Origin of the sequence: Tateyamaria omphalii (assembly GCF_019802125.1) — a bacterium.
GTDB lineage: Bacteria > Pseudomonadota > Alphaproteobacteria > Rhodobacterales > Rhodobacteraceae > Tateyamaria > Tateyamaria omphalii_B.
The window spans coordinates 197,194-209,330 of record NZ_JAHVHT010000006.1; the positions used below are offsets into that span (position 1 = coordinate 197,194).

Consider the following 12,137-nt stretch of genomic DNA (forward strand, 5'->3'; position numbering starts at 1 on the left):
ACGACGGGGTTTGGGGCAGAGCCCCAATCAATAATGGTGTCGCCGCAAGGCGGCCTTTGGATCAGCGGTCGTCGCCCGTCTCGGCCATCTCGTCCAGCAGCTCTCCCTCGATCGAAGCCTGCGCCGCGGCCGTGACAGCCTTGCGGTCCTCTTCGGTCAAATCCTCAGCCGCCTTGCCATCAGCCAGCCGCACCGTCACCTCGCGATGGGCGAACTTGATCCCCTCGCGTTCAAAGAGCGCGCGGATTTCCTCGTAGACCTTCTTGCGCACCAGCCACTGATCGCCGGGCTTGGTCATGAACTTCACGCGAATGATCATCGCGCTGTCCTGCATTTCGATCACGCCTTGTGACTTCAGGGGCTGGATGAAGTTTTCGCCAATCACCGGATCATCCAGCAACGCGACGCCCAGCTTCTTGATCAGTTTGCGCACCTGTTCGACGTCGGTGTCATAGGTCACGCGCAAGGGCAGTTTCATGATCACCCAGTCGCGCGAGTAGTTCGTCAGCACCTGGATCTCGCCAAAGGGGATCGTGTGCAGCGCGCCGAGGTGGTGGCGCAACTGAAAGCTGCGAACAGAGATGTTTTCGACCGTGCCCTTGACCCCGCCCACGTCGATGTACTCGCCCTTGCGGAAGGCGTCATCGAACAGAAAGAACGCACCAGAGAAGATGTCGCGCACCAGCGATTGCGAACCGAAGCCGATGGCAACGCCGACGATGCCTGCACCTGCAAAGAGCGGGCCGACATTCACACCCATCTCCATGAGCGCGATCAAAAGGATCGACAGGATGATCACGATCAGGACGACATTGCGGAAGAGCGGCAGCAGTGTTGCCAGCCGCGAGGCGGAAGACCCGCCTCCTTCATCGCCCAATTCGGCTTCCTGCACATCGCCCTGCTCCTCGCGGATCTTGCCATCGATCCAGATGCGGAAGGCGTTGTAGGCGATGTAGCCGAGAAACAGGATCACGATGATGTCGAGCAATCGGTCCGACCAGCTGTCGCCCATCATCGACGTGTTCGGGCTCCAGATCGTGACGAAGGCATAGATGCCCGCGACAAAGGCCAGGATACCGGCCACCCGCTGCGCGAGCCCCTCGAACGTGGTGAGCCGGGGTCCGGGCGCCGGCCCCAGTGCTTCCGGTTCGGGCATGGTCGCGACGTCGGCCAAAGCGTTGTGTTCCCGAACCTGCCGCGCGCGGGCAAAGCTGCGTTCGATGAAGAAGTTGATGACACCGTAAACGACAAGGATCGTGGTCAGGATGCCCCAGGCAGCGGCAAGAAGCGGCACCCCCAACGGATCACCGATCACCAGATGGTAGGTCTGATCGCCCCAGGCAAAGAGGAAATACAGGATCGCCAGCGGAACCCAGACCTTTGCCAGCGTGCGCAGCACCCAGGTCGCCTCGGTCGGTGCCTTGCCGTTCAGGATCGCACCGGTGATCGCCCGACCGTTGGCCGCAATCAGCGCGATGTTCATGAACATCACCAGCAGGCTGAGCAGCGAAAACAGGAAGACATAGACTTCGTTGTTCAGGCCCAGTTCCTCGATCCACACCCCAAAGAGGATGGCAAAGAAACCAAAGGCCGTAACTGCGGACAGCCACAAATGCAGCTTACGCGCATCGTAGTCGTCAAACAGCGGGATGCGGTATTGCGACAGGTAGGGCGACAAGATCATGCGCCACAGCCCTGCCATGACACGCGCCAGGAAGTAGCCGATATTGATCAGAGTGACGGTAAACTGCATGGCCGTATCCTCGAGCGGGCCAAAGATCAGACCGCCAAGGATATAGGCCACCGCCATCGACACGAGTGTCCCGACCACGCCCATGAAGAAACGAAAGACGAGGAAGGGCATCTTCTCGACATAGCCGTCGGGCTTCGCGGCGATCCGCGCCACCACAAAACGCTTGGCAATGCGTTTGCCGAATACCTGCGCCTCGAACACCATGCCGGCAGCAAACAGGGCCATGCTGATCAGCAGCGCCTGCACATAGGCAAAGATCGTTCCGTCCGGGCTGGTGGCGCGCAGGATGTAGATGACCTCGTTGAAGGCCACGGGCAGGTTGAGCAATCTGTCAACAAGCGCCGTGCGAAAGGCGACGGCGTCGTCCTGGATCGCCATCAGCGTGGTGCCACTGCCGGGCACCGCGTTCGGTTCCGGCGCTGGGTTCCCTTGCGTGACAACCCGACCATCGCTGTCGATCACGATCACGCTGACGCCATTTTCCGCCGCGGTTTCGATGGCATCTGACAAGTCCGTGTCGACGGTATCCGCAGACGAGGCACCGGGCAGCAAGCTGCCAAGCCCTTGGGCCATTGCAAACTGGGGACTGGCCAGCGTGACCAACAGCAGAACAAGCGCGAAAGCCCGAAGAAAAAGATGAGTCATGAGAAAAGCCGTCGCACTGTCAGAGTGTACAAACGCTACGCGACCACACCGTTCATGACAATTGGCCTACCCAGAGTTGAACACTTGTGCTCGGCAAAGTAAGGCAAGGCTTGCAAACTGCGCTATATTTGCGATAGCGCGAACACCCTTTGCGGTATCACGGCCTGATGTGGCCTTTGTGACCTTGGTGAACGGATACACTGTGCTATACGGCTCGGAAGGACTCTGGGCGCAGGATATGGCATCGTCTGCGCTGGGATGGGAAAAGACGACGACAATGGGCCAATCCAAAACCTCTGTGACGATGTCCTGCGGCACCGGTACGGGCCGGGTCGTGCTTTACAGTCACGACACATTTGGCTTGGGTCATTTGCGGCGCAGCCGTGCGCTGGCCTCTGCGCTCACACAGTCCGGTGTTGCCGAAAGTGCCATCATCCTGACCGGCAGCCCGGTCGCGGGTCGCTTCACTTTTCCCCCGGCTGTCGACCACGTGCGTCTGCCCGGCGTCAAGAAACTGGCCGACGGCACCTATGCCAGCCAGACCGAAGGGATGGACATCGAGGCCACGACCGCACTGCGCTCCGCCCTGATCACCTCGACGATCGGGCAATACGAACCCGACCTGCTGATCGTCGACAAGGAACCCACCGGCTTTCGTGGCGAGTTGACCGACACCCTGGAACGTCTGCGCCGTGACCGTCGGACGCGGATCGTGCTTGGTTTGCGAGATGTTCTGGATGAACCCGACGTGCTGGCTGCGGAATGGGAGCGGAAGGGCGCAGTGGCAGCCGCCGAAGCGTTTTACGATGAGATCTGGGTCTACGGGATGCGGTCGGTCTATGATCCGACACAGGGCCTGCCCCTGTCGGATGATGTACGCGCCCGCACCGTCTGGACCGGGTACTTGCGCCGCAGCATCGTGGACGCCGCCGAGGTGCCCGATACCCCCTATATTCTGGTCACGCCCGGCGGTGGCGGAGACGGCGCGGCAATGGTGGATCTGGTTTTGTCTGCGTACGAGCAGGACCCGGCCCTCGGGCCACATGCTGTTCTCGTCTACGGCCCCTTCCTGTCGGGCGAAGTCCGCGAGAAATTCGAAAGACGGGTCGAGGCGCTTGGGGACCGGGTGACGTCCACGGGGTTCGACAGCAAGATCGAGCCGCTGTTTGCCGCGGCACAAGGCGTGATCTGCATGGGCGGCTACAACACGTTCTGCGAGCTTTTGTCCTTTGATCAGCGCGCCGTCATCGTGCCTCGCACCGAGCCTCGGCTGGAACAGTGGATCCGGGCACACAGGGCCGAAGAGCTGGGCCTGGTCCGGAACCTCGACCGGTTCCGCGAGGGGCTGACGACCGACGCCATGGTCAACGCCATCCGCGCCCTGCCCTATCAAAAGCGCCCGTCCGAGGCGGGTGCCGATGGCCTGCTTGACGGGCTGGACGTGGTGATTGCGCGCGCCCGGGCGCTGATGCAGCACCCGTTGAACGACGCCGCCGAATGACGCAAGCCACACCTCGTCTTGCCATTGCGGTCAAGGGCTGGCCCCGCCTGTCCGAGACATTTATCGCGCAGGAACTCGTGGCTCTGGAGGAGGCGGGCATCGACTTTGCCATCTGGTCTCTCCGCCACCCTACGGAGGCCAAGAGGCACCCCCTGCACGAGAGGCTGAACGCGGAAGTACACTATCTGCCGGAATATCTGCACCAAGAACCCGTGCGTGTCTTGCGTGGCATCCTGTCCGCACTGGGAAGGCAGGCGTTCTGGCCCGCATTTCGTGCCTTTCTGCGGGATCTGCGGCGGGACCGGACCCGCAACCGTGTGCGCCGTTTCGGGCAGGCCTGCGTGATGGCGCGGGAGCTTCCTGCCGGAACAACGGCGATCTACGCCCATTTCCTGCACACACCATCATCAGTCGCGCGCTATGCCGCCGTGCTGCGCGGTGTACCCTGGTCCTTTTCGGCCCATGCCAAGGACATCTGGACCTCACCCGAGTGGGAACTGCGCGAGAAGCTGTCACCGGATGCCGCCGGAGCCACGTTCGGCGCGACCTGTACTGCCTTTGGCGCCGAACACCTGAACGCCCTGTCGACGGGTACCGAGGTGGATCTGGTCTATCACGGATTGGACCTGTCGCGTTTTCCAGACCCTCCAGCGCGCGGGGCGCGGGCCTCTGGCGATCCGTTTCGAATGCTGTCGGTGGGCCGTCTGGTCGAAAAGAAGGGGTTTGACCGGTTGCTCGAAGCCCTCGCGTTGCTGCCGTCTGACCTCGATTGGCACTGGACACATATTGGTGGCGGCGCTCTGAAACACGAGCTGGCGGCACATGCGGCTCGTTTGGGGCTGACCCGGCGCGTCACATGGCGCGGTGCCTGTGACCAGCCCGAGGTCATCACGGCCATGCGCGCCTCGGATCTGTTCGTGTTGCCGAGCCGCGTGGCCGCCGACGGCGATCGTGATGGCCTGCCCAACGTGCTCATGGAAGCCGCGAGCCAAAAGCTCCCGATCCTCAGCACGCCCGTCTCCGCCATCCCCGAATTCATTGACACAGGCGTACACGGCATCCTGAGCGACGACGCCCCCGGCGCGCTGGCCCAGGCGATGGGCGCGGTCGCGGCTGACCCGGACCTTGGCCCGCGACTGGCAGATGCAGCTCACACACGGCTACATGCAGAATTCAGAATGCAGCCCGGCATAAACCATCTCGCCAAGCGACTGCGCGCCTTGATGGGGTCTCAATGACCGTTGCCTTTTACGCCCCGCTCAAGGCACCGGACCATCCCGTGCCGTCAGGCGACAGGACCATGGCGCGGGCACTGATCCGCGCGCTGGAACATGCCGGCTTTGCCACGGCGATCCCGTCCGATGTGCGCATTTACGACGGGCGCGGCGACAGCCTGGTGCAAGCCGATCTGACACGGCAGGCAAAGACCGAGGTCGCGCGCATCCTCGCCTTGCCGGACGCGCGCACATGGCGCTGTTGGCTGACCTATCACAACTACTATAAGGCCCCGGACCTGATCGGACCCGCCGTGGCGCAGGCTTTGGGACTGCCCTACATCCAGATCGAAAGCACCCGCGCGCGCAAGCGGCTGTCGGGTCCGTGGGCCGCATTTGCAGCCGCTGCCGAGGCGGCAAGCGATCAGGCTCACACGATTTTCTACGTGACCGAACGCGATGCCGAGACGTTGCGCCGTGACGCACCCGACGGTCAGATCCTGACCCGTCTGCCCCCCTTTCTTCCGATCGAAACCTTGCCCAGCCCGTCGGATCACAGCGGTGCCATGCTGAGCGTCGGCATGATGCGCAACGGAGACAAGCTGGCCTCTTACGCGCTGATTGCGGATACCCTGGAACGGCTGGAACCGGGCCTCGACTGGCGGCTTGACATCGTGGGCGACGGCCCGGCGCAGGCCGAGGTCGTGCAACTCATGGCACCCTTCGGCGCACGCGTGAAGATGCTGGGTGCCCTGTCGACCGACGCTTTGCAACAACTGTACGCAAAGGCCCGCTTGCTGTTCTGGCCCGGCGTCAACGAAGCGTTCGGGTATGCCTATCTTGAAGCACAGGCGGCCGGGCTGCCCGTCGTGGCACAGGATCGACCCGGTGTGCGTGACGTGGTTGAGGGGGTGCAGCCCACTGTAACGGGCGGTCCCGACGCGATGGCGGCCCGGTTGAATGCATTGCTGACGCAGCCCGACCTCCACCACGCCGCGGCGGCGGACGCGCGGCAAAAGATGCAGGCGCATCATCTGCTGCCCGCGGCCGCTGACGCCCTGCGCACAGGGATCGGGGCGGCGATATGATCCGGCTTGCCCTACTTCGTCACGGCCATACGGCCTGGAACCGCGAGGGGCGCCTGCAGGGGCGCAGCGACATTCCACTCGACGACGACGCGCGCACAGAACTGGGTGCGCTGTCGCTGCCAAAGGGCTGGCACGCTGCCGATTTGGTGTCGAGCCCCCTCACCCGTGCCGTGCAGACCGCCACACTGGTCGCCGGACATGCGCCCCGCATCGAACCCAGCCTGATCGAGATGAACTGGGGCACATTCGAAGGCCAGCACGGCGCCGAACTGGCCAAGGATCCCGCCAGCGGTTTCCGGCACATCGAGGATTGGGGCTGGGACTACTGCCCACCGGGTGGCGAACCCCCAAGCGCCTTGCGTGACCGGCTGATACCATGGGCGCGCGATCTCGAACGGGACACGGTCGCCATCTGCCATATCGGTACGATGCGTGTTCTGCTGGCCCTGGCCACGGGCTGGCAATTCGAGGGCCCGGCCCCCTTCCGGATCAAGCGCAACCGCCTGTTCATCCTGCATATCGATGGCGATACGCTCACCCTCGCCCCCGACGTGGAACGGCTGGAGCGGCGCTGATGCAGGTTACGATCGTCGTCACACATCTGCTGGGGACAGGGCATCTGGCCCGCGCCCTGACCCTCGGTCGCGCCTTTGCCGCTGCCGGTGATGCCGTCACCGTGATCAGCGGCGGGCGCCCCGTGCCCCACTTCAGCACCGACAATCTGGACTTTGTCCAATTGCCGCCCCTGCACTCGGACGGCACCGACTTTTCCAACCTGTTGACCGATGCAGAAGAGGCGGCAGACACGTCATATCTGGCAAACCGGCAGAACGCGCTTCTGGCGCACGTGCAAGACACCCCGCCTGACGTTCTGATAACCGAGCTGTTCCCCTTTGGCAGGCGGACGCTCAAGCAGGAGTTTCAGGCCCTGCTGACCATGGCACGTGCACTGCCATCACGCCCACTGATCCTGTCGTCCATCCGGGACATTCTCGCTCCACCATCACAGCCGGCCAAGGTGACCTTTGCGGAGGAGCTGATCGCGGGCACGTATGACGGTGTATTGGTTCATTCGGATCCGGATGTCATTGCGTTGCAGGAAAGCTGGCCCGTGTCGGAAGCCATGCAGGCAAAGCTACACTATACCGGCTTTGTCGCCCCGCCGATGCCCCGGGCCAAGGCCGCGACCGGGCATGACATTGTCGTCAGCGCTGGTGGCGGCACGGTCGGCGATGCCGTGTTTCGAGCCGCCGTCGACGCGGCCGTAAATGACCGTGCCCGCTCCTGGCACCTGCTGGTGGGAGGAGACGCATCGCGGCGCGATGCCCTGCGCGAACGCGCCACCGAAAACACCGTGATCGAAGCACCTCGGCCCGATTTCCGTCAGTTGCTGTTGGCTGCGCGTGTCTCCGTCTCCATGTGCGGCTACAACACGGCGCTGGACGTATTGCAAACCGGCGTTCGCGCTGTAGTGGTCCCGTTCGACGATGGCGGAGAGGTTGAACAGAGCCTGCGTGCCAGAGCGTTGAGCGGATTGCCCGGCATCGCCATGATCCAACAAGCGGACCTGTCCGGCGACGCGCTGTTACATGCTCTTGCACGGGCCGCCCATGGCCCGGACCGACCACCCAGAACAACCGGCATGGATGGTGCAGGGCAAACCGTTGCCATCGTGCATGATCTGTACAGGCGGAGCGTGCATGGAGACTGACTGGACCCCCTTGCGACAGGAACTCGCTGCGTGCCGGCGCGATGGCGTGGCGGTGCCCTTCTGGTGGCGCGACGACGATGCGATTGAACCCACGGCAGCGCTGGATGAACTGGCCGCCCTGTCACGCACCTCCGGCGTTGCCGTTCATCTGGCCGTTATACCAGCGCGGACCACACCCGCGCTGGCAGACTATACCAAGGCCGAGCAGATGGTCCCCGTGGTGCACGGCTGGATGCACCGTGACCACAGCGGACCCGGCGAAAAGAAGAACGAGTTCCTGACCGATCGCCCCGATCTGGCCACCGACGCTGCCCGCGGACTGGAGGTCATGCAGACACTCTTTGGCCGGTCGTTGCGTCCGATATTCGTCCCCCCCTGGAACCGCATCCGCGACACATTGCTGCCCGTTCTGGCAGAGCAGGGTTTCACCGCCCTATCAACCTTTGGCGCGCGATCCGGGCCGCAAGCCGCCGCTGGCTTGATGCAAATCAACACCCACATCGACCCGATCTGGTGGAAAGGGACACGAGATCTTGTGGAGCCGGGCGCATTGATACAGAGCACCGTCGCCCATTTGCGGGCGCGACGTCAGGCCGAGGAAGATGCAACCGAGCCGCTTGGCCTCTTGACCCATCACCTGGTTCACACCCCCGCGATCTGGGCTTTTACCGAGGCATTCATACACGAAATACTGTCCGGCGGCGCCACGCCCTGGACGATGGAGACGACTTGAAATGAGCAGATTGGAATCCATGCGGCGGCGCCTGACCGCGCAGATCGACGGCATCAACTGGGCCGCTGAAAAGATCGCGGACATGGAGGGCGATGTGCTTGAGATGGGTCTCGGCAATGGTCGAACCTACGACCATTTGCGTCAGCAATTGCCCGAGCGTCGGATCTGGGTGATCGACCGCGTCTTGAAATGCCACCCGAGCTGCGTGCCACCGGAAGCGGATTTTCTGGAAGGCGAGGCAGAACCCATGTTGGCCCGCCTTGCGCAAGACGGTCGCCGGATGGCGCTTGCCCACTACGATTTCGGCTACGGCATCAAGGAAAAGGATGTCGAGGAAGGGCAGCGGTTGAGCCCTTTGATCGCGGCGGTGATGGCGCCCGGCGGGCTGATCCTGTCGCAGCAGCCGCTGGTGGGGTTCGAGCAGATCTGCGGGCCGGACACCATTGCCCCGGATCGCTACCTTTTCTACCTCAGCGTGTAGTTTTGCCAATGTTTCGTGACGTTTAGCCCTGGCCCTGTTGTCAGTGGGCGGCAATGGCTTCTAAGCTTTCCGGTGATTCAAGGCCGTGTCGAAAAGCGGTCGGGACCAACGGGAGATCATGATGAAGATGTTGAAGACGGCCGCTTTGGCCGTGACGGCACTTGTATGGGCGACGGCTGCTTTGGCAGCGCCTTTGAAGCTGACACCGGCCAATCCGCAGCCTTCGGGGCTGAAGCCCGGACTGGCTGTGAAATACGCCTATCCCCCTGATGTTAAAAGCTTAAATCAAGCCATACGGGCCTTGAAACGGGGCGAGGCGGGGCCTGCTCTGGCGGGGCTCGACTACCGGGATACGGCGGATGGAGACAACACGCTGACCTCGAAACGGGCGCATTACGTGGCGGCGGCGATTTCGGGCTATGTGAAGTTCGACGCGCCGGGCACCTATGCCATTGATTTTCTTACGAATGATGGGCTCGACGCCAAGGTTGGCGGGCAGACGGTGGGCTATTTCGACGGGCGGCAAAAGTGCTTTGAAACCCGCGCCGTGCAAGTCGAAGTGCCGGAAGCGGGCTGGTATCCCGTTGATATTACGTACTTTCAGCGGGTCGGCACCGCGTGCCTGCATATGCGGGCCGGACAGGGGGCGCCCGACTGGATGCCCGACGCGGCGTTCGGGCACTAGTTAAAACGGGGTGAGCGCAGCGGACGGTACGTTCACACGGACCTCAGCGCCGAAGACTAGGGTCGAAACCGCGATGTTTCGGCCCGAAACTGCACATTTTCAAACGGCCCCAACCTGAGGTTTCGGGGCCGTTTCTGGTGAACCGCACATTTTGGGCCGAAAACTGCGCATTTTGGTCTGGGCAGAGAAAGGTGCGACACCATGGCAACAGAAATTCGGCAGATTTCTTTCAGCAACCTGCGGCGACACGGGCGACACGAGCTGAAATTCGTCTACGAAGAGATGGGGCACCTGTGGCTGACCTTTCACGGCAAACCGCGCGCCGTGATCATCCCGATGCGGGACGAGACGATCCTGCACAGGGCCATCGGCCTCGACCCGCGCGAGGCGCTGCACCGGGCACAGATCGATCACAGCCGCCACGTCGCGGCCATCGAAGAACGCAAGCGCTGGCTGTCGGATCCGATGATGACGGTCGAACGTCTGTATCCACGGGTCGGGACCAGTGACGCGGAGCATAAGAAGGTGCTGACCTACGACCCGCACAGCCACACTCCGCGACGATTGTCGGCGCAGGAGATTGCGGAGATGTCCGGAGAGACGTGAGGCGTGGCTCAGCCGAGGCTGGTGATCCGCTTTTGCACGATCCATGTGACGGGGAAGGACGCGACAAAGCCGATGGCGGCGGCGATCAGGATCGGGCCGACCGTGCCATAGCCCATGGACAGCGCGGCAATGACACCCGTGCCCGCCATGGTGGCGCCGATGAAGATGTGCAGGACAAGGAACAGCATGAAACGCTGCATGTGGGGCCTCCGGTTCTTTGGGTTGAGCGGAGTGTGCAGCGGCATGCGGCGGGGTGCATTGATGTCGGTCAAATCTTCGGGCGTTTATGGGTGGTTAACCATGGGTTTGGCAGGGCTGGGGGATGCCGAATTATGTGCGTCCGAAGGTCAGTGGAGCGTCCGTGTTTTTCACCGTTGCGTTGGCGCGGCGGGGAAGCCGCGTGTTGGTGGATGAGGTTGAGGCGTTGCGCGAGGCGGTGCGGGTGACGAAGGCGGAGAGGCCGTTTCGGATTGATGCGTTTGTCGTGTTGCCGGACCATTTGCATTGTGCGTGGACGTTGCCGGTTGGGGACCGGGATTTTTCGACGCGATGGGGCGCGATCAAGGCGCGGTTTTCGCTGTCATGCCGTAGGGCGGGGTTCACCCCGCCGGACCCCGTTGGAAATGTGAATGGCGGGGTGAACCCCGCCCTACGGCGCAAAGGAGAGGTTGGGCTTTGGCAACCTCGGTTCTGGGAGCATCACATTCGGGACGAGGCGGATTACCTCACCCATGTGCGGTATTGTTGGTTGAACCCGGTGAAGCATGGATTTGTGGAACGGCCCGAGGATTGGGCGCATTCGAGTGTGCATTGGGACGCGCGGTTTCGGGTGGGGATGGATTTGGTTTTGTAGGGCGGAGCGTTGTAAACTCCAAGCTTGTTTAGCCTCCCCCACCCTTTGCAGTGTCGTCTTTGCTAACCTCTTCACGAAACTGCTTGCGAATTTCATATGGGCAGAGTGCCGGAATACTTAATAGCAAACCAGAAAACCCTGACAGCACAAGCGGCAGACTTGTGTCTGCAAGCAACAGCCGAACTGGTGCAAAAGGAACTGATAGTATTACTATGAAGCTTGAGGAAAAGGTCGCTGCACTGAATAGAACACTAAACTTGGATTCAAGCCGACGAAGATGGAAACCTGGAGTCTCAGCCGACTTGGCATCCCATACTAAATGAACAAACAAGAACAATCCTATCCAGGTGAGATAGAAGATGCCTAAGTGTTCGGAAGTAGAAGGGAAAAGAACGGCTTCTAACCAAGAAAACCCGCTCAGCTCTACTGTATTTGCCTCAACCGCCATGTAGCAACCATACATCTTACTTCAAGCCCACCATATTGGGCATGAACAAAGTGTGAATACTACATAGTTACTGACTGCTCAAGTTAAGCGACAATTCTTGCAATTATGCCACCCACTGCTCCAGTAGCAGCGACAACATTTACGATCCAATCTGGCCGAATGCTGTCCCACCATTGCTCTGCGGTAACTGCAAATGCGACGTCAAATGCTCCCATGAGAGCAAGGCTCAAACTAATACCGACAATAGCGGCTTTACCCAATGCAGCTAAACGCAATACACTGAACCACAAAGATTTTTTGTGAGAGATAGTATCAATCATAGCTTTGAATTAGTTGCCCACACCCTTTTGACAATGAACTGTAAACAATTTGTTAAGCTCGCGCAAATCACTATTTTCTGTTTAAAATCAACACTTTAA

Annotated in this window: 14 protein-coding genes; 10 read left to right on the forward strand and 4 right to left on the reverse strand. The window is 61.4% G+C overall.

What is annotated here, in order from left to right; genetic code table 11:
- Positions 1-61: 61 nt before the first annotated feature.
- Complete coding sequence (locus KUV51_RS20110; RefSeq protein WP_222523243.1) at positions 62-2,398, reverse strand: mechanosensitive ion channel family protein; 2,337 nt, start codon at positions 2,396-2,398, stop codon at positions 62-64.
- A gap of 304 nt (positions 2,399-2,702) precedes the next feature.
- On the opposite strand from KUV51_RS20110, the gene KUV51_RS20115 reads away from it, so the two are divergent.
- The 9 genes from KUV51_RS20115 (at position 2,703) to KUV51_RS20155 (ending at position 10,417) form a co-directional block, all read left to right on the forward strand.
- Positions 2,703-3,899 carry a glycosyltransferase family protein gene (locus KUV51_RS20115; RefSeq protein WP_410001089.1) on the forward strand — a complete coding sequence of 399 codons (1,197 nt, stop codon included), beginning with the start codon at positions 2,703-2,705 and terminating at the stop codon, positions 3,897-3,899.
- Positions 3,896-5,137, forward strand: coding sequence for a glycosyltransferase family 4 protein (locus tag KUV51_RS20120; protein ID WP_222523244.1), 1,242 nt, complete (start codon positions 3,896-3,898; stop codon positions 5,135-5,137). The genes KUV51_RS20115 and KUV51_RS20120 overlap by 4 nt, the downstream gene beginning before the upstream one ends.
- Positions 5,134-6,201 carry a glycosyltransferase family 4 protein gene (locus tag KUV51_RS20125; protein WP_222523245.1) on the forward strand — a complete coding sequence of 356 codons (1,068 nt, stop codon included), beginning with the start codon at positions 5,134-5,136 and terminating at the stop codon, positions 6,199-6,201. The genes KUV51_RS20120 and KUV51_RS20125 overlap by 4 nt, the downstream gene beginning before the upstream one ends.
- A complete protein-coding gene (locus tag KUV51_RS20130; RefSeq protein ID WP_222523246.1) occupies positions 6,198-6,776 on the forward strand; it encodes a histidine phosphatase family protein in 579 nt (192 codons plus the stop codon). The genes KUV51_RS20125 and KUV51_RS20130 overlap by 4 nt, the downstream gene beginning before the upstream one ends.
- Positions 6,776-7,912 (forward strand): glycosyltransferase family protein, encoded by a 1,137-nt coding sequence (locus KUV51_RS20135; RefSeq protein WP_222523247.1) that lies wholly within the window; start codon positions 6,776-6,778, stop codon positions 7,910-7,912. The genes KUV51_RS20130 and KUV51_RS20135 overlap by 1 nt, the downstream gene beginning before the upstream one ends.
- A complete protein-coding gene (locus KUV51_RS20140) occupies positions 7,902-8,645 on the forward strand; it encodes a polysaccharide deacetylase family protein (protein WP_222523248.1) in 744 nt (247 codons plus the stop codon). The genes KUV51_RS20135 and KUV51_RS20140 overlap by 11 nt, the downstream gene beginning before the upstream one ends.
- Position 8,646: 1 nt before the next feature.
- Positions 8,647-9,126 carry a class I SAM-dependent methyltransferase gene (locus tag KUV51_RS20145; RefSeq protein WP_222523249.1) on the forward strand — a complete coding sequence of 160 codons (480 nt, stop codon included), beginning with the start codon at positions 8,647-8,649 and terminating at the stop codon, positions 9,124-9,126.
- Between the two features lie 121 nt (positions 9,127-9,247).
- Positions 9,248-9,811 carry a PA14 domain-containing protein gene (locus KUV51_RS20150; protein ID WP_222523359.1) on the forward strand — a complete coding sequence of 188 codons (564 nt, stop codon included), beginning with the start codon at positions 9,248-9,250 and terminating at the stop codon, positions 9,809-9,811.
- A gap of 201 nt (positions 9,812-10,012) precedes the next feature.
- Positions 10,013-10,417 (forward strand): hypothetical protein, encoded by a 405-nt coding sequence (locus KUV51_RS20155; RefSeq protein ID WP_222523250.1) that lies wholly within the window; start codon positions 10,013-10,015, stop codon positions 10,415-10,417.
- 8 nt (positions 10,418-10,425) lie between these two features.
- Here the strand turns inward: KUV51_RS20155 and KUV51_RS20160 are convergent, their stop codons facing one another.
- The gene (locus KUV51_RS20160) at positions 10,426-10,617 is read right to left on the reverse strand and encodes a DUF4407 domain-containing protein (RefSeq protein WP_261385962.1); all 192 of its coding nucleotides are present in this window, start codon (positions 10,615-10,617) and stop codon (positions 10,426-10,428) included.
- A gap of 122 nt (positions 10,618-10,739) precedes the next feature.
- On the opposite strand from KUV51_RS20160, the gene KUV51_RS20165 reads away from it, so the two are divergent.
- Positions 10,740-11,270, forward strand: coding sequence for an REP-associated tyrosine transposase (locus KUV51_RS20165; RefSeq protein WP_222523251.1), 531 nt, complete (start codon positions 10,740-10,742; stop codon positions 11,268-11,270).
- A gap of 28 nt (positions 11,271-11,298) precedes the next feature.
- On the opposite strand, the gene KUV51_RS20170 is transcribed toward KUV51_RS20165, so the two are convergent.
- Complete coding sequence (locus tag KUV51_RS20170; protein WP_222523252.1) at positions 11,299-11,718, reverse strand: hypothetical protein; 420 nt, start codon at positions 11,716-11,718, stop codon at positions 11,299-11,301.
- An 83-nt stretch (positions 11,719-11,801) separates the two neighbouring features.
- The gene (locus KUV51_RS20175; RefSeq protein ID WP_222523253.1) at positions 11,802-12,038 is read right to left on the reverse strand and encodes a hypothetical protein; all 237 of its coding nucleotides are present in this window, start codon (positions 12,036-12,038) and stop codon (positions 11,802-11,804) included.
- Positions 12,039-12,137 lie beyond the last annotated feature (99 nt).

Coding starts and splice junctions, on each gene's coding strand:
- KUV51_RS20110 (WP_222523243.1), bottom strand. CDS start 2,398: ATGACTCATCTTTTTCTTCGGGCTTTCGCGCTTGTTCTGCTGTTGGTC.
- KUV51_RS20115 (WP_410001089.1), top strand. CDS start 2,703: ATGTCCTGCGGCACCGGTACGGGCCGGGTCGTGCTTTACAGTCACGAC.
- KUV51_RS20120 (WP_222523244.1), top strand. CDS start 3,896: ATGACGCAAGCCACACCTCGTCTTGCCATTGCGGTCAAGGGCTGGCCC.
- KUV51_RS20125 (WP_222523245.1), top strand. CDS start 5,134: ATGACCGTTGCCTTTTACGCCCCGCTCAAGGCACCGGACCATCCCGTG.
- KUV51_RS20130 (WP_222523246.1), top strand. CDS start 6,198: ATGATCCGGCTTGCCCTACTTCGTCACGGCCATACGGCCTGGAACCGC.
- KUV51_RS20135 (WP_222523247.1), top strand. CDS start 6,776: ATGCAGGTTACGATCGTCGTCACACATCTGCTGGGGACAGGGCATCTG.
- KUV51_RS20140 (WP_222523248.1), top strand. CDS start 7,902: ATGGAGACTGACTGGACCCCCTTGCGACAGGAACTCGCTGCGTGCCGG.
- KUV51_RS20145 (WP_222523249.1), top strand. CDS start 8,647: ATGAGCAGATTGGAATCCATGCGGCGGCGCCTGACCGCGCAGATCGAC.
- KUV51_RS20150 (WP_222523359.1), top strand. CDS start 9,248: ATGAAGATGTTGAAGACGGCCGCTTTGGCCGTGACGGCACTTGTATGG.
- KUV51_RS20155 (WP_222523250.1), top strand. CDS start 10,013: ATGGCAACAGAAATTCGGCAGATTTCTTTCAGCAACCTGCGGCGACAC.
- KUV51_RS20160 (WP_261385962.1), bottom strand. CDS start 10,617: ATGCAGCGTTTCATGCTGTTCCTTGTCCTGCACATCTTCATCGGCGCC.
- KUV51_RS20165 (WP_222523251.1), top strand. CDS start 10,740: ATGCCGAATTATGTGCGTCCGAAGGTCAGTGGAGCGTCCGTGTTTTTC.
- KUV51_RS20170 (WP_222523252.1), bottom strand. CDS start 11,718: ATGGCGGTTGAGGCAAATACAGTAGAGCTGAGCGGGTTTTCTTGGTTA.
- KUV51_RS20175 (WP_222523253.1), bottom strand. CDS start 12,038: ATGATTGATACTATCTCTCACAAAAAATCTTTGTGGTTCAGTGTATTG.